A 19640-nucleotide genomic window follows, 5' to 3' on the forward strand; every position below is an offset into this window, starting at 1 on the left:
TCGGCTATTTACAGACCATTTGTTCAGATAACGTCTAACATTCCACGTCACGGGCGAACAGTGTTCGCCCCTACAGACACAGTTCATTCGGCATATCCGACCCATGGTCTTTATTTCATACTTGCATCAAAAGCGTTCACATAATATCTCAGCTTTTTGACTCTGCCGTTCTCCAGCTCCACCGCCGCAACATCGAACCGACAGCACACAGGCTCTAAAATCCCCTTACAAAAAGCCTGTGCTGTCTGAACGATATGCCGCTGCTTGACCGGATCGACAGCCTCTTCAGCGGAGGTAAGAGAGCCATGCTCCCTAGTTTTGACCTCCACGAAAGCTATGATATCCGCTTTCTCTGCGATTATATCTATTTCACCGCCTCTGACGGTAAAATTCCTCTTTATTATCTCATACCCGTGTCTTACAAGAAAGCCGCAAACTGCGTCCTCCCCGATATTGCCCGCCTTTCGGCGCTGGGTATGGTCAATGCCCATTTTTCTTTGCATAATACTTTTTGAGAAAACTCATTCTATGTATCCCGCATGGTCCATACTGGTCTATCATCTGATAGTGGAGCTTTGTGCCATAGCCCTTATGCTTCTCAAACCGATACTCAGGATATTGTTCAGCCATTTGCTCCATATACCTGTCCCTTGCGACCTTTGCAAGAATTGAAGCCGCCGCCACTGCCTGACTTTTGGCATCTCCTTTTACCACCGCTATGGCAGGACACTCAAGCCCCTCAGGGGTCTTGTTGCCGTCGATAAGGCAAACGTCAGGCTTTGTGTCCATATCCTCCACCGCTCTTTTCATTGCAAGCATTGCGGCGTTAAGTATATTTATATCCTCTATCTCTTCCACTGTTGCGGTCTGTATAGAAAAGTCAACTGCTTTTTCCATTATCTCATCAAAAAGCTCCTCACGCTTTTTCGCTGTAAGCTTTTTGCTGTCGTTTATCCCCTCTATAACTGTGTCCTTATCAAATATCACAGCCGCTGCAAACACATCTCCTGCAAGAGGACCTCTGCCAGCTTCATCGCAGCCGCACACCACGTTATGATTTTTTCTTATCTCGTTGTCAAACTCACTGAGCGTCATATCAATACCCCTTTGGCTTTTCAAGAGTAAGTCTGCCGAGAGTACCGTTTCTGAACTCGTCCATAACTGTAATGGCTGCCCTTTCGGTATTTATCTCTCCGCCGGAAACTAAAAAGCCACGCTTTCTGCCTATTCTTTCAAGAAGCTCAAAGCCTACAACACAGCCGATAGTTTCCTCGTCAGCAGGCTCTATATCATCTGTTCTGATGCCATAACGTTTCTCGATAAGCTCAGGATAGTTCTCTTTCAAAAACTCAAGCAGACGGCAGGCGAGATATTCCATGTCCATGATATCGTCCTTGACTGCACCTGTAAATGCGAGCCTTTCGCCAACAAGCTTATCCTCAAACTTAGGCCACAGCACACCCGGCATATCCAAAAGTTCAAAGCCCTCGTCAAGCTTTACCCACTGTTTGCCTCTTGTAACACCGGGTCTGTCCTCAACTTTTGCAAGCCTTGACCCTGCAAGTCTGTTTATAAATGACGACTTGCCGACGTTTGGTATACCGACTATCATTATTCTTATAGGTCTGCCAGACATACCCTTGGCATTCCATTTCTCAATATCGTCCTTTAAAAGCTCTTTGAGCTTTCCATAAAACTTGCTTACGTTTTTGCCGCTCCTACAATCTGTAGCAAGTGCTGTGATTCCCTGTTTTGCATAATAGTCGAGCCACATTGCCGTTACTTCCGGATCGGCTGAATCAGCCTTGTTGAGAAGCACAAGCCTTGGCTTTGAGCCTACGATACGCTTCATTTCAGGGTTTCTGCTTGAAAACGGGATACGAGCGTCAGTTATTTCCACCACTGCGTCCACAAGCTTTAGATTTGACGCCATTATGCGGCGCGTTTTTGCCATATGTCCAGGAAACCACTGAACGTGAGATACTTCGCTCATATCTTCCTCCTTACTCTAACTCAATCTACCTTACCAACGCCCTCATCATTGCCTGCCGCAAATCGAAACAGCACTCTGCCGACTATCTCGTCATAAGGCACATATCCTATTACACGGCTGTCTGTGGAATGATTTCGGTTATCGCCCATTACAAAGCAACATCCTGCAGGCACTTCATATTCATAAACTTCACTTTCTTTATTATAGTATCTTTCATCAAAATACTCGTCATCAAAGCTGCCGTCGCACTTAATATAGCTCTCATCAAGCACTGCTCCGTTGACCTTGACTATAGCCGACTTGTTGTCTATCTCGACCTTTTGCCCTTCTAAGGCAATGATACGTTTGATTATCCTATTGTCAAGAACAGACGAGTTGACCACAACTATATCACCCTGCTTTGGCGTATAAAGCAGTTTTGATATAACAAGAGAATCATTTTCAAAAAGAGTGTCCTGCATTGACTGTCCTTGTACATTCACTGTTCTAAACACAAAAGTAAAAACAAGCACGACCACGAACATTGCCATGACTATGATCTCAAGAAAGTCGAACAGATTATCAACAGCTCTTTTACCCTGCTTTTTCAACTTACCTTACCAAAGCTGTCAAATGGATAAAGCCTTAAAACTGCCTTACCAAGCACGTCAGACGGGTCGATAAAGCCTATCCTTCTGCTGTCTGTGGAATTATTTCTGTTATCACCCATGACGAACAGCTTGCCCTCAGGCACATCATACTCAAAAACATTTTCTTCCACTTCATATTTCTCATCAAAGAGGTTAGTGTTATACATAGCTTCCCTGATATTGTCATTTGAAATGACCTTACCGTTTACTGTAACGGTGTTGTTATTATAATCAACGACCACCTTATCTCCACCGGTGCCGATAACACGCTTGATGATAGTTTTGCCAAGCTTTTCGCTGTTGATAACAACGATATCGCCCTTTTGCGGTGTATAATTTATGTGAGTGATTATAAGTCTGTCCTGATCCTGCAAGGTCTCACGCATAGAAGGACCCTGAACAAGAACTATCCTGAAGAAAAAAGTAAATATCAGGATCACCACAAACATAGCGAACACGAAAGATTCAGCCCATTCAAAGACCTCGTCCATAACATTCACGGGCTGTTTTTCCTTTAGGTCGTCAGGGGCGGCTTTTTTAGCCTTATCAATATCCTCCTGAGAAACGTCGCCGAATTTTTTATTATCGTCCATAAAAGCCTCGATCCTTTATCCAAAGGCGGCAAAAGCCGTCAAATACTCATATAGATTTATTATATCAAATTTCAAAACAAATTACAAGGGGGTGAGATAAATTTCTTTTTGATATTGCCTAAAAAAACTTTGACAGATCAAAATTCATGGCAAAGTCATCATACCACGACAGATCGCAGCCTTGTTTTTCTTTGGGCTTTGCCGCAGTCTTTCTCTTTGAATCATTGTCAAGCCAGCCTGAGATTATGCGGTATGGGTCTGTGCAGTGCCTGTCCTTGGTAAACAGCCATTGAGATAATTTAGATATATAGCTCTCTAAAGACAGACCGACAGACCGACACCTGCTTTCAAGCTCGTTATACTGCTCTGATGTGAGCATTATATTTTTGTGTGTGCCGAAAGACCTGACGACAGACTTCGCTGTCCCTGCGTCTTTCTTTTTCTCTTTATCTATAGCTTTATCTTTATCTTTGTCTTTATCTGTATCTTTATCTGTATCTTTGTCTATATCTATATCTGTATCTTTGTCTTTATCTATATCTATATCTTTATCAGCTTTTTTTGCTTTTTCTGAAAACCTTTCGGTTTGTGAAAAAGCTTTTGGTTTTTCTGCGGTATCATTTATACCCTGAGGTTTTTCTTCTGCATTATCTGCTGATGCAGCTGTCTGCTCAGCTTTTTCATCAGTATTCCCTGACTCATCATACTTTTTAGGTCTGCCGCCCTTTTTACCGCACTCGCTCCTTTGAGCACACACCTCTTCCCATGCAATGCCGTCACGCTCGATAGCAGCCCTCATCATAAGAAACGCTATCTTTGTTCCGCCTGACAGCTTTGGTGTTTCTCCCCTCTTTGCATAAGCAAACAGCGCCATGACAAGCTCGCCTATCTCTTCGCTGCTGTCAAGCGCCTGAAAAATGTCCTCCCAGTCTTTGTAAAGCATGAACGCTTTGTTGTCTGTGTGAAAATTCTTTGCCATTTTTATCGTCCTTTCTCTGTGAAGCAGAGGAAATTATCCCCCTCTACTTATCCAGAAAAAAGGGCGTTTTGTTGCATAAAAAATGCAACAATTGCAGAAATGTTGCCAAATTAAAATATAAATCATTTGTTTATACAAATCAAGTGCTGATATTTTGTGCAATGTGACGGTGAAATGTCATGTGATTTTGCGGCAAGACAAACTATCCCAAATAATCTGTAGGGGCGAACAGTGTTCGCCCATGCTCAGAACTTGTACAAATTCAGAACTGTAGGGACGACGCCCTACATGGTTTGTGAAAATATAACGAATGTACGAATATCATAAAATTGTCGGGCGATATATGCAGGCGAACGCTGTTCGCCCCTACCGTATATCGTGCGAACAACTCAGTCGTGGATATAAAAAAAGAGCCGACCAAAGCCGACTCGTTTTTATAGAAAGAATTATCTGATAGCTTCCTTGACCTTAGCTGCCTTACCAACTCTGTCACGGAGATAATAGAGCTTAGCACGGCGAACCTTACCGCTGCGTACAACCTCTACCTTTTCAACTACAGGTGAATGAACAGGGAAAACTCTCTCGATTCCACAGCCGTGAGCTACTCTACGAACTGTGAATGTCTCGTGGATTCCACCGTGCTTCTTAGCGATAACTGTGCCCTCGAATACCTGGATTCTGGACTTGTCACCCTCTGTAATTCTTACGTGTACCTTTACTGTATCACCAACATTGATAACAGGTGCCTCGGATTTAAGGCTTGAATTAGAAATCTGCTTTAAAGCGTCCACTTTAAATTCCTCCTTAATATTTTCAGACATTCATTCGCTTTATAGCAGCTATCGCTGCAAAGCCAGAGGACTGCCCGCTTTAATGTCGTGCCTTTCGTTCAAAGGCGTGGCATTAACTCTCGTCGGAAGAACCGACGGTAATTCAAATGCTTTAATATTATACCACATCTCAAAACCTTTTGCAAGGATGTTTATATAAAATTTTCGCCATTTGTCATGAGTATTTTTGTACGTTCTGTATAAATTTCCGATATTTCTATACCATAACGCTCACAGAACGTGTCTATGACTACGTTCACATTAAGATTGAAGGAGCTTCCGCACGGCAGCTTTAATGTCACCTCAAAACTATCCTCTAGCTCTTTGCTGTCAAGCACTGTGATATGTGGCTTTATATCCACAAGATTGATAGTCTTTTTCTTGGTTCGCTTTTCTATCTCTATCTTGTCAAGTGCTATGAACTTGTCGAAAAGCTCCGCCACTTCATGTACGCTCTTATCTGTTTTCAGCCTCACCACATACTCCGCCGCTGTAATGTCGGTATGCTTATGCTCAGGCTTTGAAACGCTCACTATCTCCAGACCAACAGGCGTTTGTGCGTTCATTCGCTCCAAGACCTCGTTGTATGGGATATCCTCAGTGAGAGCAAAGTCCATTATCTCTACCCTGCTGTCAGTGCCAAGGGGCAATGCAAGTGGGAACATTATATACACATGAGGATTGAAACCCTGAGTGTGCCATATTGGCAGGTGCGCCCTTTTGAACACTCGCTGAAAGGCTCTCATGAGGTCAAGATGAGAAATGTATTTCGCCCTGCCTGTTTTTGAAAATACCGCTCTGTATTCAAATCTCTCCAAACGGAGATTTACATTCTTCGGCTCAGCGTTTGCCACAGTAAACACCTCCGTATTCGCATTTTATGCCACAGCCTGAACAGCCCTCTTTGCAGTTTCTTGTAGTCACTGCCTGATGTGCTTTCTTGTTCTCACGAACGAAAAACTCGTGGCTCACAAGATAATCAAGGTGCGACCACGGCGCTATCTCGTCATAAGAACGTCTGCGATGTGCGTAAAAGCTTGTGTCAAGCCCGCACTCCTCAAATGCTTCCTGCCACTTGTCAGCCTTGAAATGCTCGTCCCAGCCGTCAAGATAGCAACCCTTTTTCCATGCGGTGTATATCGCCTTACCAAGACGCCTGTCACCCCTTGCAAGAACTGCTTCCAATATAGATGTATAGGATTGGTGAGTGCTAAGGCGTATCTTACGGCTTGTAAGACTTTTGAAAAGGTGTTCCTGTTTCACTTTTATCTCCTCGGGAGTTGCCTGTGGCTCGAACTCGAACGGAGTAAAAGGCTTTGGTACGAATGTTGCAGTAGAAACTGATATCTGCACGCTCTTGCCACGCTTTTCTTTTGGTGTTTCGTAATAAAGGTCAAGGACTTTCTGTGCAAGCTTTGCGATACCCTCAACGTCCTCCAGCGTTTCCTCTGGAAGACCAAGCATGAAATAAAGCTTTACAGTGCTGTAACCGCCCTCAAAGGCAGTGCGACAGGTACGCATTATCTCGTCTTCGGTTATGTTTTTGTTTATTACGTCACGCAGACGCTGAGTGCCTGCTTCAGGTGCAAAGGTCAGACCGCTTTTTCTTACGGACTTTATTTTCTCCAAAAGTTCTTCACTGAAATTGTCTATTCGCAGCGAAGGCAGTGAAAGGTTTATCTGCTCGCCGTCGGTGTATTCCACAAGATTTTCCAAAAGCTTGTTTATCTCTGTATAGTCGCTTGTTGACAGTGACGAAAGAGAAACTTCCTCATAGCCTGTCTGCTCGCAAAGGGACTTTGTTTCGTTCTTTATGGTGTCGATACTTTTCTCTCTGAACGGGCGGTAGATAAAGCCTGCCTGACAGAATCGACAGCCTCTTATGCACCCTCTCAGTACCTCAACCACCGCTCTGTCATGGACTATCTGAGTAAACGGCACAACAAAGCCCTCGGGGTAATATACCTTATCAAAATCCTTTATAACACGCTTTTTGACCCTAGCAGGTGCCTCAGGGACGTTTGGCGTGATAGACTTCACAGTACCGTCCTCATTGTAATCAACGTCATAGAAAGACGGAACATAAACACCCTCCAGCTTTGCGGCTTCTCTTAGAAACTCCTGCTTAGTAGGCTTCAAAGGCTTCATTCTCTCATAAAGTTCAAGAAGCTCCACGTTGACCTCTTCGCCCTCGCCAAGAATGAACAGGTCGAAAAAGTCAGCCATAGGCTCAGGGTTGCAGGCACACGGACCGCCTGCGATAACAAGAGGTGTAAGCTCAGTTCTGTCCTTTGCAAGCACCGGCACGCCTGCAAGGTCGAGCATTTCAAGCACATTATTATAAGAAAGCTCATACATGAGCGTAAAGCCGATGAAATCAAAATCCTTTATAGGGTCAAGGCTCTCAAGAGCGTAAAGTGGGATATCGTTCTCACGCATAAGCTTGTTGTAGTCCTCTTCAGGCATAAAGACACGCTCGCACCACCAATTTTCACGGGCATTTTTCAGACCGTAAAGTATCTTCATGCCAAGGTGTGACATACCCACCTCGTAGGTATCAGGAAAGCAGAAGGCAAAGCGCACGTCCACCTTATCCTTATCCTTTACAACGCTGCCCACCTCGCCGCCGATATACCTTGACGGACGCTGCACTTTAAGCAACAGCTTTTCTATTTTCTTTTTTAATTCTTCCAACGTTTTATCCTCCGATATTGAATGTCTGTACTATCTCACCGCACCCAGTAAAGCGAGAGCAATACACAAAGTGAGGTGAAACGGGCGAACACTGTTCTCCCCTACAGATACATAAGCATTTCATATTATTATACCAAAAATATATTACAAAAGCAATAAGCAAAGTGTTAATATATGACTTCGGAGAGGACGATAAAACAAAAAGTTGCGGCAAATGATATGCTCACAGTGCCGTGGAGAATCATATGTATCATAGCCACCGCTGTAAGCAGTATAAATACCGCCCTGAAAAGCTCACAAATCTTGCCGTCCGCCAGCAGGACGAGTATCCTGCCACCGTCAAAATAGCGAAATGGCAATAGGTTCAGCACACCAAGAAGAAAATTCACCTGACAGAAAAAGCCACCGCCACTTGTTAGATATGACAGCAGGCAGAGAGCAAAATTTACTGCTGCACCACCGAAAAGCACAGCAAGCTCGTGATTTTTAGAAAGCTGTTTATTATCAGGAGTAATGCGGATACCGCCTCCATAGACAACAATTTCTTGCGGTGAGCTTCCGAAAGCGGTCATAAGTACGAGGTGACCAAGTTCGTGGAGTGCGCAACTAACAAGGGTCATGAGCAATTTTTCCGTTTGGGTCGCAGAGCATATCGTCACGAGGGCTATAACAAAGAAAAAGCTGAATGAAATTCCATAAGTCGTATTTTTGATTTTTAGCTTAAACAAGTTCATCACCGAGATATTTATATTCGGTATTTGCTAAAATAATGTGTAGGGGACGGCGCCCTCGACGTCCCGCTCGGAGAGATAACACCATAACTGTTATATCTTCGATATTGGGATTTTTTGGTTGCTAAATGGAGGGGCAACGCTGTGATTATCACACCCCTGATGCCGAATTATTCGGGATACATTATTGTGACGTTTGCCAATAATTCCGCAGGCGAGGGATAGCGGGACGCCGAGGGCGTCGTCCCCTACATTTTATTCGGGAAAGGTTCTACTGCCGCAAAATCGCTACGCTCTTTGCTGGTGCTTTGTTTGAGTTATAGAAAAAGCGGTGCGAGTTTTATTTCTCGACACCGCTTTGATTATTTTTTGTTTGGTAGTTTCATTTCTGCACCCCTCTGCACCATATAGCAGAACAAACAAAGTGCATACATTTACCTCGTGCTGAAGAGCCGCAAGGTGTAGCTATGCCAATTCCTCATTCCTCACTCCTCATTCCTCATTTGTTACAGCATCTTCCTCAAATACTGTCCCGTATAAGACCTGTCGCAAGCCGCAATTTCCTCAGGCGTTCCTGTGCAAACGATAGTTCCGCCGCCGTCGCCACCCTCAGGACCAAGGTCTATAATGTGGTCTGCGGTCTTTATTACATCAAGATTATGCTCTATAACAAGCACTGTATTTCCCCCGTCTGCAAGCTTCTGCAATACCTCTATAAGCTTATGCACGTCAGCAGTATGAAGTCCTGTAGTCGGCTCGTCAAGAATGTATATCGTCCTGCCTGTGGCTCTTTTTGAAAGCTCTGTGGCAAGCTTGACTCTTTGTGCTTCACCGCCTGAAAGCGTTGTAGCCGCCTGCCCTATCTTCACATAGCCAAGACCAACTTCATACAGTGTTTCAAGCTTACGGCTTATTTTAGGGATAGCACTGAAAAACTCAACGCCCTCTTCCACTGTCATTTCAAGCACGTCATAGATGTTCTTTCCCTTGTATCTTACCTCCAGCGTTTCACGGTTGTATCTCATTCCGCCGCATACCTCGCACGGTACATACACGTCAGGCAAAAAGTGCATTTCTATCTTGATTATACCGTCGCCCTCACAGGCTTCACATCTTCCGCCTTTGACGTTGAATGAGAAACGTCCTGCACCGTAGCCTTTCATCTTTGCGTCAGCGGTCTGAGCGAAAAGTTCTCTGATATCAGTGAAAACGCCTGTATAGGTGGCAGGATTAGACCTTGGCGTTCTACCGATAGGCGACTGGTCGATATCTATTACCTTATCAAGATGCTCTATCCCCTGCATTTCCTTGAATGCTCCAGAGCGTATCTTCGCACGGTTTAATCTGCCCGCAAGCTCCTTATAGATTATCTCGTTCACAAGTGATGATTTGCCTGAGCCTGACACACCTGTTACGCAGGTGAAAGTGCCCAGTGGTATCTCAACATCTATGTTTTTTAGATTGTTCTGTGTTGCACCGATAACTTTCAGATACTTGCCGTTGCCCTGTCTGCGTGTTTCAGGGACAGGTATTTTCTTTGCACCGCTGAGATACTGTCCTGTGATAGAACGCTTGCACTTCATTATATCGTCAACAGTTCCTGCGCAGACTATCTCGCCGCCGTGAATGCCTGCCCCTGGTCCAACGTCAACCACGAAATCTGCCGCACGCATTGTGTCCTCGTCATGCTCTACCACTATGAGGGTATTGCCAAGATCACGAAGCCTTTTTAAGGTTGCGATAAGCTTGTCATTGTCACGCTGGTGCAGACCGATAGACGGCTCGTCAAGGATATACAGCACACCCACAAGTGATGAGCCTATCTGCGTTGCAAGCCTTATACGCTGGCTCTCACCGCCTGAGAGTGTGCCTGCGGAACGTGACAGGGTGAGATATTCAAGTCCAACGCTTTTGAGAAAGCCAAGGCGTGACTTTATCTCTTTTATTATCTGCTCACCGATAAGCTTGTCACGGTCGCTTATCTCAAGGTTTTCGAAAAATTCAAGGGCTTTTGCAACCGATTTGTGACAAAGCTCTGCGATATTTATTCCGCCAACTGTAACGCTCAGGCTTTCTTTTTTCAGCCTTTCACCATGGCAGGCAGGACACTTCTCATCGCTCATATAAGCTTCTATATCAGCCTTTGCCCAATCGCTGTTGGATTCCTTGTAACGCCTTTCAAGGTTTGGTATAACGCCCTCAAATTCTGCCTGATAGTCAGCCTTATAGAACTTATTGCCACGCTTTAGGTGAAGCTTCTGACCCTGCGTGCCGTAAAGGAAAATGTCTATAGCGTCCTTGTCGAGATTTTTCACAGGCTCGTCAAGGGATATGCCGTAGGTCTCAGAAATTGCGTTGAAATACATCATGGCGATAGAGCCTTCTTCAAGGCTGTTCCAGCCACTGGCTTTGATTGCGCCTTGCCTTATGGAAAGGTCCTTGTTAGGGATAATAAGCTCAGGGTCTATCTTCTTGAACACGCCAAGACCTGTACACTTTTCGCAAGCACCGAAAGGATTGTTGAATGAGAACATTCTCGGTGTCAGCTCGTCGATAGAAACACCATGCTCAGGGCAGGCATAATTCTGTGAAAAAAGCATTTCCTCTCCGCCGATAACGTCAACTCCTACAAGTCCCCCTGTAAGCGATGAAACAGTTTCGATACTGTCGGTAAGACGGGACTTTATGCCCTCTTTGATAACAAGTCGGTCAACGACTATCTCGATAGTGTGCTTTTTATTTTTCTCTATTTTTATCTCTTCTGAAAGGTCATAGGTTATGCCGTCGATACGCACTCTCACATAGCCCGACTTTCTTGCACGGTCAAGCTCTTTTGTATGCTCGCCCTTGCGTCCTCTGATGATAGGAGCTAAAAGCTGAATCTTTGTACCCTCTTCAAGCTCCATTATCTTATCCACTATCTGGTCAACAGTCTGCTGACGTATCTCTCTTCCGCAGACAGGACAATGTGGCACGCCTATACGGGCGTAAAGCAATCTGAGATAGTCGTATATCTCGGTGACTGTTCCAACAGTTGAACGTGGATTTTTGGAGGTAGTCTTTTGATCTATGGATATAGCAGGTGAAAGTCCCTCTATGCTGTCAACATCAGGCTTATCCATTTGACCCAAAAACATTCTCGCATAAGATGACAGCGACTCAACATAACGTCTTTGTCCGTCAGCGTATATGGTATCGAATGCAAGAGAAGATTTACCCGAACCCGAAAGACCTGTCATAACAACAAGCTTATCTCTCGGTATGGTAACATCAACATTTTTGAGATTATGCTCTCTTGCACCTTTTATAACTATCTCGTTAATTGGCATTGGTATTCTTTACTCTCCTTTTGGTATTGAAAAATCACATATTGGTATGCAGGCGGGCTACACACGTTTTGTGGATATATATCCGTTTTATGTTTCGCAAGGCTTTTTATTTCTTCTCACCCTTTAACTCCGCAATTTTATCACGCAAGAATGCGGCGTGCTCAAATTCAAGCAGCTTTGCCGCCTCTTTCATTTCCTTTGTGAGCTTTTCTATAAGCTTTGCAGTTTCCTGCTTTGAAAGCTTTGTTTTCTGCCTTGCTTCGTATTCCACCTCTTCCTTGGTGGATATCTCTATTACATCTCTTATATCCTTGACGATAGTTTTCGGAACTATGCCGTGTTCTTTGTTGAACTTCATCTGTATTGCACGTCGGCGCTCCGTTTCGGTGATAGCCTTTTCCATTGAACGTGTCACGGTGTCGGCATACATTATTACCTTGCCCTCGGCGTTTCGAGCGGCTCTGCCTATGGTCTGTATAAGTGCGCTTTCAGAACGCAGGAAGCCCTCTTTATCGGCATCAAGTATAGCCACAAGAGTTACCTCAGGCAGGTCAAGACCCTCACGCAAAAGGTTGATACCAACAAGCACATCGAACTCGCCCAGACGCAGGTCACGGATTATCTCCATTCGCTCGATAGTGTCGATATCGTGGTGCATATATCTCACCTTGACATCAAAGCTCTTGAGATAGTTTGTAAGATCCTCAGCCATTTTCTTTGTAAGAGTAGTAACAAGCACACGCTGATTTTTAGCTGTGCGCATATTTATCTCACTGAGCAAGTCCTCTATCTGACCCTCAGTCGGCTTTACGATTATCTCAGGGTCAAGCAGACCTGTCGGTCTTATTACCTGCTCAACTATCTGCTGTGATTTTTCCTGCTCGATAGGTCCTGGGGTAGCTGACACGAAAACCGCCTGATTGATATGAGAATAGAACTCATCAAAGGTCAGCGGTCTGTTATCCATTGCTGACGGCAGTCTGAAACCGTAGTCAACAAGGGTCTGTTTTCGTGCTCTGTCGCCTGCATACATACCTCTTACCTGCGGCAGAGAAACGTGTGACTCGTCCACGAAAAGCACAAAATCCTCAGGCAAAAAGTCAAGGAGAGTGAACGGCGTAGAGCCTGCGGGACGTCTTGCAAGCACACGGGAATAGTTCTCGATACCGCTGCAAAAGCCTATCTCCTCCAACATCTCAATATCATAGTTGGTACGCTGTGCGATACGCTGAGCTTCGATAAGCATATCGTTGTCTTTGAAATACTTGATACGCTCGTCAAGCTCCTGCTTAATCTCCTCGATAGCGTCGTGCATTTTGTCACGGCTGACGATATAATGTGACGCAGGGAAAATTGCGGCGTGAGCAAGTGAGCAAAGCACCTCGCCGGTCACCACATTTATTTCAGTGATACGGTCTATCTCATCGCCGAAGAACTCCACTCTGATAGCTGTATCAGTAGAATTTGCAGGAAATATCTCCACCACATCTCCCCTGACACGAAACTTGTTTCTCACAAAATTTATATCGTTTCGCTCATACTGGATACCCACAAGGTCAGCGATAAGCCTGTCACGGGATTTCTCCATACCACGGCGGATAGACACCACCATGGACTTATACTCCTCAGGGTCGCCGAGGGAGTAGATACAAGAAACGCTGGCAACGATAATAACGTCGCGGCGTTCAGCGATAGCGGAGGTAGCGGAATGGCGGAGCTTATCTATCTCGTCATTAACGGAGCTGTCCTTTTCGATATAAACGTCCTTGCTAGGCACATAGGCTTCAGGCTGATAATAGTCATAGTAGGACACGAAATATTCCACGGCATTGTTCGGAAAAAACTCCTTGAACTCAGAGCAAAGCTGAGCGGCAAGTATCTTATTATGGGCAAGCACGAGCGTTGGACGGTTTATCCTAGCAATAACGTTTGCCATAGTAAAGGTCTTGCCGGAACCAGTAACGCCCATAAGGGTCTGCTCTCTCATACCGCTTTCGATACCCTTTACCAGAGCGTCCACTGCTTCGGGCTGATCACCTGAAAGCTTATAATCTGAAACAAGCTGAAACTTATCCATAAATACCTCCTCAATCGAACAGTTGTTTTAATCATTATATTACAATTATTTTTAATTGTAAAGGCTTTTTTATCAATATTTTTTGAATTTGCGTATATGTACGATTTTTCGGACTGGTATTGTTACTCAACCTGCGGTATCAGCTCGATGTATGTGTAGGGGCGAACACCGTTCGCCCGTCGAAGAAACAAACCCACGGTAACAACAAGGTTCGGCAGCAAAAAATTCTCCCCGACAATTCTGAATTTACAGCAAATCCTGAGCACGGGCGAACACTGTTCGCCCCTACAGTGGTTCGGGATAGGTTCTACTACCGCAAAATCGCTACGCTCTTTGCGGGGTTACATTTGATTAGGGAAATGGTAAGCGGTGCAGATTTTTGCTCCGATATTACTTTATAATAGAGCACAACCTTCTTCTGCTTTTTATAATTCAATCTGCACCTAGTAGGCTTACGCCTATTGAGGCTCTGCCTCAAACTCCGCTCAGGGCTTTGCCCTAAGAACCCACAAGCCCTCTAACGCCGGGCTTGAGCCTGCGTTTAAGTGCTCGCTACGCTCGATGCTTGTCCACATCTTTGTTCAGCTTTGCCCATTCCTCACTCCTCATTCCTCACTCCTCACTTAATACCGCTCCCCCCCTTGCATTCTCCCACACTTTAGGTTATAATATCACTATAGTAATAATTTCAGGAGGACGTAACATGAATAGATCATATGACGAATACAACTACACCCTCTCAAAGCGTGAACTGGAAGAGCTTAAATTCTTATTCATCTCTGATGATGTGGACTACAACGACACTGACAGCAACGGTCTGACTTTCTTGCTCACTGCTATCGAAAGTGCTGACTTTGTTGAGCAGGACGGCGTTCTCAAGCCTGACAAGCGAAGTGTTGATTTCATCAAATGGCTCATCGCTCAAGGGTCAGATGTGAACTTCCCTGCTGACAAAAAGCCTTTACAATATGCTATCAAATGTGAAGAGGAGATATCTCGCCGTAAAGGCAAAGCCTGCGATATGTCAGAAATTCTTCTGCTTCTCCGTGAAAGCGGTGCTGACAGCTCAGGTCTTGACGAGCTTATTGACGGAGGATTCTCCGCTCGTGTGAAGCTCTGAGGTATGACATGAGAGAATTTACCATAAATCAGAATGACGCAGGTCAGCGTGTTGACAAGTTTCTCACAAAAGCTGTGCCGAAGCTACCTAAAAATCTGCTGTACAAATATCTGCGTCTAAAACGTATCAAGGTCAACGGCAAACGCTGTGAGATATCCACACGGCTTGCTTGCGGTGACGTTATGCAGCTTTACATCAATGACGAATTTTTCGAGGGCGAAGTTGCTGACAGACCTGCTTTTCTCAGTGCGCCAACGTCTTTGAATATTATTTACGAGGACGAGAATATTATCCTTTGCGACAAAAAGTGCGGACTTGTGGTACATGAGGACGAAAGCGGCTCGACAGACACACTTATAAACAGGATACAGCACTATTTATATGACAAGGGCGAATACCGTCCTGAGGAGGAGTTGTCTTTTGCTCCTGCCCTTTGCAACAGGATCGACCGCAACACAGGCGGCATTGTAATATGTGCGAAAAATGCTGAAAGTTTGCGTGTGCTTAATCAGAAAGTTAAAGACAGAGAACTTGAAAAGCTTTATCTTTGTGTGACAGTGGGCATACCAAAGGAAAAGTCTGCTCGGCTCACGGCTTATCATCAAAAGGACGAGGCGACAAAGACCGTCAGGGTATCTGACAAAAAGTTTCAGGGCAGTCGCACTATGATAACATCGTATCGTGTGCTTGCGGAAAACAAGGCTGATGATCTTGCACTTCTCGAAGTTGACCTCATCACAGGCAGGACGCATCAGATAAGGGCGCATCTTGCTCACATTGGTCATCCTCTCCTTGGTGACGGCAAATACGGAATAAATAAAGTCAATCGTGCATACAATGTGAAAACGCAGGCACTTTATTCGTACAAGCTCACCTTTAAATTCACCACTGAAGCAGGCATACTTGAATATCTAAACGGCAAGAGCTTTCAGGTTAAAGACGTATGGTTTTGCGAAAAATTCTTTGGATATAAGCTCTGATATTTCGTTAAATCGCACTATTTCGACACTGTGGATTTGTCATATACGACAAAATAATATAATTTTCATGCAAATTTTGTGTAAATTGTTCAAAAGTGCTTGCAAATGTATATAAAATATGTTATAATTATTTAGTCAAATTTAACGACTGTACTATACATACAGAAAATGACAGATATATTTTATAGATTTGGAGGAACAAAGGTATGACAGGAGATCTGCATTGTCACACAACACTGTCTGACGGCTCGCTGGGTATAGAAGAGGTCATTGTTCAGGCGAAGAGAATGGGACTTGACTTTCTTGCGATAACAGACCATGACACTCTTTCATCATCAAACAGAGCGCAAATACTTGGCGAACGTTATGGGGTCAAGGTCATTCCTGCGGTAGAGCTTTCCGCATGGGACAAGAAGCGCAATTCAAAAGTACACATTCTTTGCTATGCACCGCAGAAACCTGACAGGCTGGAAGGTCTTTGCCTGAAGTCATGCCAGATAAGAAAAGACTGTGCAAAGGAAATGATAGAAAATGTAATGGCAAGATATCCTATCCCTGCCGACGCTGTACTGCACTACACAAAAAGCTCAAAGAGCATTTTTAAACAGCATATCATGAGAGCATTGGTAAATTACGGCTATGCCACTGAGCTTTACGGCTCTGTGAACGACAAGCTTTTTGCATATCCAAACGGCGAATGTCTTGTGACCCGTGAATATCCTGACGTAAACTTTGTGCTTGACCTTATACACTCCGCAAAGGGCATTGCTGTTATGGCACACCCTGTTATGTTCAACAACACCGAGCTGCTACTTGAGCTTATCGAGGCAGGCAAACTTGACGGAATTGAAGCTTATCATTACTCTGCTACTCCAACTCAACAGCAGAAGCTTGTGGATATCGCAAAGGAACATGACCTGATAGTGACCGGTGGCTCTGACTTCCACGGTCTGTATAATGAGACTATGACACATATCGGAAGCATGACCACTGACAAGGAAAATCTTGATAAGCTGTTCAAGCTCATTCATATAAATTCACAAAAAGCTAACAAAGCGGCTGTGAAAACGGAGAAATAATATGGTATAATAAAGGGACATTATCATGCGGTAATGTTCCTTTAATGCGTAACAAAGCCTAGTTTGGCTGTAATAGAGAGGACTGTATAAAATGAACGTAATGGAAGAATCCCTACAGAAACACAGAGAATGGAAAGGCAAGATAGAGGTCTGCTCAAGAGCAAAGGTAAACAATGCAAAAGACCTGACGCTGGCTTACACACCAGGCGTTGCACAGCCTTGCCTTGAGATACAGAAAGATCCTGACCTTTCATATGAGCTTACAAGACGTGCAAATCTTGTGGCTGTTATCACAGACGGCTCTGCTGTGCTTGGTCTTGGCAATATTGGCGGTCTGGCAGGTATGCCTGTTATGGAGGGAAAATGCGCACTTTTCAAGGAGTTCGCAGACGTTGACGCTTTTCCACTTTGCATAAAGTCCAATGACGTTGACGAGATAGTAAACACTATCGCTATGATATCAGACAGTTTCGGTGGTATAAATCTTGAAGATATCGCCGCTCCAAGGTGCTTTGAGATAGAGGCTAAGCTTAAAGAGAAAGTTGATATTCCTGTTTTCCATGACGATCAGCACGGAACTGCTATCGTTGTCGGTGCGGCACTTATGAATGCCTGCAAGGTAGCAAACAAGAAGATAGAGGATATCACGCTTGTTATAAACGGCGCAGGTGCGGCCGGCTGTGCTATCGGAAAGCTTTTGCTTTCTCTTGGTATCGGCAACCTTATCATGGTAGACCGTGAGGGAATAATCTGCGAGGGCGATGATTATCTTAACGAGGCTCACGCTGAAATGGCTAAGGTCACAAACAAGAACAAGCTCCACGGCTCTCTTGCTGACGCACTCAAGGGTGCAGACGCTTTCGTGGGCGTTTCCAAGCCAAAGCTTGTGACCGCTGACATGGTTAAATCCATGAATGATAAGCCTATACTTTTCGCAATGGCTAACCCGACTCCTGAGATAATGCCTGACGAAGCAAAGGCGGCAGGTGCGTTTATCGTGGGCACAGGACGTTCAGACTTCCCTAACCAGATAAACAACGTTATCGCATTCCCTGGCATTTTCAAGGGTGCGCTTGCGGTAAGGGCTTCTGACATCAACGAGGAAATGAAAATGGCTGCCGCAAAGGCTATCGCAGGCTGTGTGCCTGAGGACAAGCTCAGTGCGGAATTTATTCTGCCTAACTCTTTTGACAGGTCAGTACCTGTCGCTGTGGCTGAGGCTGTGGCAAAGGCTGCAAGAGAAACAGGCGTAGCAAGAATTTAGGAGGTTTTTCAAATGGCAACTATCAGCTACACTCCAAAGGGAGTATGTTCAAGAAAAATTGATATCGAGGTCGAGGACGGTATCGTAAAGAAAGTGCATTTCACAGGTGGCTGTAACGGCAACACACAGGGTGTATCAAAGCTTGTTGAGGGCATGAAGGTTCAAGACGTTATTGACAGACTTGAGGGCATCGACTGCAACGGACGTGGCACATCATGTCCTGCCCAGCTTGCTGAGGCTTTGAAGTCTGCACTCTAATTTAACACCAAACCAAGAAACGGGCGAACACTGTTCGCCCCTACAAAAGGAAACGGACTGCATTTTGTTTGCAGTCCGTTTTTTTGTACATATTCTAATTTTCAGTCGCTGTGCTTTGAGTGAAACTCATTGAAACAAATCCCGTACCAGTCACCGTAATATTGGTATGATTACCGTCAGACCACTGCTCTGCACTGTTAATGCCGTTCGTTCGATAGAACTGAATGTCATATTGATTTTTTTCAGCAGAATTGACTTTCAAAGTTGCAGTGGCTATGCCAGAACTGTCCTTTGAAATAGTCAGATCATAAGTATTCTTAAACCATGGGCTGATATCAACATAGTTCGTATTCCAAGTCAGGGTGACAGTACCCTCGCCACTGCCTGACAGGCGGTAGTTGAAGCTGTCAAGATCTTTAGGCGAGGTAGCATTGTCGATGAATGTGCCTGTCCATGTTGCTGATGTGTTATTATTTATATAAATAACGCCAAGCTTTGCGGAGAGCGGTTTCAACTCTGCCTGATTTGTAGGAGTGGCTGTCACTCTCATGTATATGTCAGACTTTGTGAGCTGTGACTTATCAAAAGTCAGCACAAATTCATGCTTGTTGAAATCGTCAGCCATAAGTTTCAGAAGTGAAAACTCTATTTTTGAATTGCTTCCAAAAGTCTTTTTTTCACCGTTATATTCAACTGAATATTTTGCAGTTTCTTCTCCGGTAACGGCATTTCCGTTGCTGTCCACAAGCTCGACTTTCAAAGTGTATGTGATATCCTTGTCATTATGCTTTATCAATGTTTGCGGATAGTTGCACACATTGACTGTAACACAAGGCGAGTTTTCCATACTGCTAAAAGTTATCGTCCTTGGAAGATCATTTTCATCTGTTGTAAGATAATTAGATGAAAACAGCATACCAGCTCCCTTTTGTGTGGACACAACTCGCTTTACACTTGAAACGCTGGTATAAGCCGCCAGGACGCCAATAGTACTGAGTGCGGCTGCCGCAAAAGCTATCCATATTGCAAGCCACGATCTTTTAAGCTTTTTTATAAATTTGTCTTTCATAACAGCCACCCTCCT

18 protein-coding genes are annotated in these 19640 nt (G+C 44.6%); 5 read left to right on the forward strand and 13 right to left on the reverse strand.

The features are described from left to right. Positions 1–110: 110 nt before the first annotated feature. The 12 genes from AB5627_RS01955 to uvrB form a co-directional block, all read right to left on the reverse strand. Complete coding sequence (locus AB5627_RS01955; RefSeq protein WP_242988907.1) at positions 111–503, reverse strand: YraN family protein; 393 nt, start codon at positions 501–503, stop codon at positions 111–113. Then, a complete protein-coding gene (locus AB5627_RS01960; RefSeq protein WP_368369639.1) occupies positions 481–1095 on the reverse strand; it encodes a ribonuclease HII in 615 nt (204 codons plus the stop codon). The genes AB5627_RS01955 and AB5627_RS01960 overlap by 23 nt, the downstream gene beginning before the upstream one ends. Before the next feature lies 1 nt (position 1096). Beyond that, complete coding sequence (gene ylqF, locus AB5627_RS01965) at positions 1097–1993, reverse strand: ribosome biogenesis GTPase YlqF (RefSeq protein WP_022286696.1); 897 nt, start codon at positions 1991–1993, stop codon at positions 1097–1099. Positions 1994–2013: 20 nt separating this feature from the next. After that, positions 2014–2583, reverse strand: coding sequence for a signal peptidase I (gene lepB, locus AB5627_RS01970; protein ID WP_368369640.1), 570 nt, complete (start codon positions 2581–2583; stop codon positions 2014–2016). Continuing rightward, a complete protein-coding gene (gene lepB / locus AB5627_RS01975) occupies positions 2580–3215 on the reverse strand; it encodes a signal peptidase I (protein WP_117856351.1) in 636 nt (211 codons plus the stop codon). Before lepB (AB5627_RS01975) ends, lepB (AB5627_RS01970) begins: the two co-directional genes overlap by 4 nt. 118 nt (positions 3216–3333) lie before the next feature. Then, entirely contained in the window at positions 3334–4194 is an 861-nt protein-coding gene (locus tag AB5627_RS01980) for a DUF6291 domain-containing protein (protein WP_368369641.1), read from the reverse strand. Positions 4195–4640: 446 nt separating this feature from the next. Next, entirely contained in the window at positions 4641–4985 is a 345-nt protein-coding gene (gene rplS / locus AB5627_RS01985; protein WP_022286692.1) for a 50S ribosomal protein L19, read from the reverse strand. A gap of 191 nt (positions 4986–5176) precedes the next feature. Then, positions 5177–5878: a TIGR03936 family radical SAM-associated protein gene (locus AB5627_RS01990; RefSeq protein WP_368369642.1), complete on the reverse strand. Its 702-nt coding sequence runs from the start codon at positions 5876–5878 to the stop codon at positions 5177–5179. Further along, positions 5865–7718, reverse strand: coding sequence for a TIGR03960 family B12-binding radical SAM protein (locus AB5627_RS01995; protein WP_267302046.1), 1854 nt, complete (start codon positions 7716–7718; stop codon positions 5865–5867). Before AB5627_RS01995 ends, AB5627_RS01990 begins: the two co-directional genes overlap by 14 nt. Positions 7719–7885: 167 nt before the next feature. Further along, a complete protein-coding gene (locus AB5627_RS02000) occupies positions 7886–8338 on the reverse strand; it encodes a peptidase M50 (protein WP_337399264.1) in 453 nt (150 codons plus the stop codon). 617 nt (positions 8339–8955) lie between these two features. Further along, the gene (gene uvrA / locus AB5627_RS02005; protein WP_022286688.1) at positions 8956–11778 is read right to left on the reverse strand and encodes an excinuclease ABC subunit UvrA; all 2823 of its coding nucleotides are present in this window, start codon (positions 11776–11778) and stop codon (positions 8956–8958) included. A gap of 106 nt (positions 11779–11884) precedes the next feature. Further along, a complete protein-coding gene (uvrB, locus tag AB5627_RS02010) occupies positions 11885–13855 on the reverse strand; it encodes an excinuclease ABC subunit UvrB (protein WP_117923498.1) in 1971 nt (656 codons plus the stop codon). 703 nt (positions 13856–14558) lie between these two features. Between uvrB and AB5627_RS02015 the strand changes: the two genes are divergently transcribed. The 5 genes from AB5627_RS02015 (at position 14559) to AB5627_RS02035 (ending at position 18556) form a co-directional block, all read left to right on the forward strand. Beyond that, a complete protein-coding gene (locus AB5627_RS02015) occupies positions 14559–14975 on the forward strand; it encodes a hypothetical protein (protein ID WP_195221674.1) in 417 nt (138 codons plus the stop codon). Positions 14976–14983: 8 nt separating this feature from the next. Next, the gene (locus tag AB5627_RS02020) at positions 14984–15955 is read left to right on the forward strand and encodes an RluA family pseudouridine synthase (RefSeq protein WP_368369643.1); all 972 of its coding nucleotides are present in this window, start codon (positions 14984–14986) and stop codon (positions 15953–15955) included. A 206-nt stretch (positions 15956–16161) separates the two neighbouring features. Further along, complete coding sequence (locus AB5627_RS02025; RefSeq protein ID WP_038671635.1) at positions 16162–17034, forward strand: PHP domain-containing protein; 873 nt, start codon at positions 16162–16164, stop codon at positions 17032–17034. A 91-nt stretch (positions 17035–17125) separates the two neighbouring features. Continuing rightward, a complete protein-coding gene (locus tag AB5627_RS02030) occupies positions 17126–18298 on the forward strand; it encodes an NADP-dependent malic enzyme (RefSeq protein ID WP_022286683.1) in 1173 nt (390 codons plus the stop codon). Positions 18299–18310: 12 nt separating this feature from the next. Then, positions 18311–18556 (forward strand): TIGR03905 family TSCPD domain-containing protein, encoded by a 246-nt coding sequence (locus AB5627_RS02035; protein WP_022286682.1) that lies wholly within the window; start codon positions 18311–18313, stop codon positions 18554–18556. 94 nt (positions 18557–18650) lie between these two features. Here the strand turns inward: AB5627_RS02035 and AB5627_RS02040 are convergent, their stop codons facing one another. Beyond that, positions 18651–19625, reverse strand: coding sequence for a hypothetical protein (locus tag AB5627_RS02040; protein WP_022286681.1), 975 nt, complete (start codon positions 19623–19625; stop codon positions 18651–18653). Positions 19626–19640: the final 15 nt, after the last annotated feature.

This window comes from Ruminococcus sp. RTP21198st1_G1_RTP21198_201120, assembly GCF_040924265.1.
In the GTDB taxonomy this organism is placed as follows: domain Bacteria; phylum Bacillota; class Clostridia; order Oscillospirales; family Ruminococcaceae; genus Hominimerdicola; species Hominimerdicola aceti.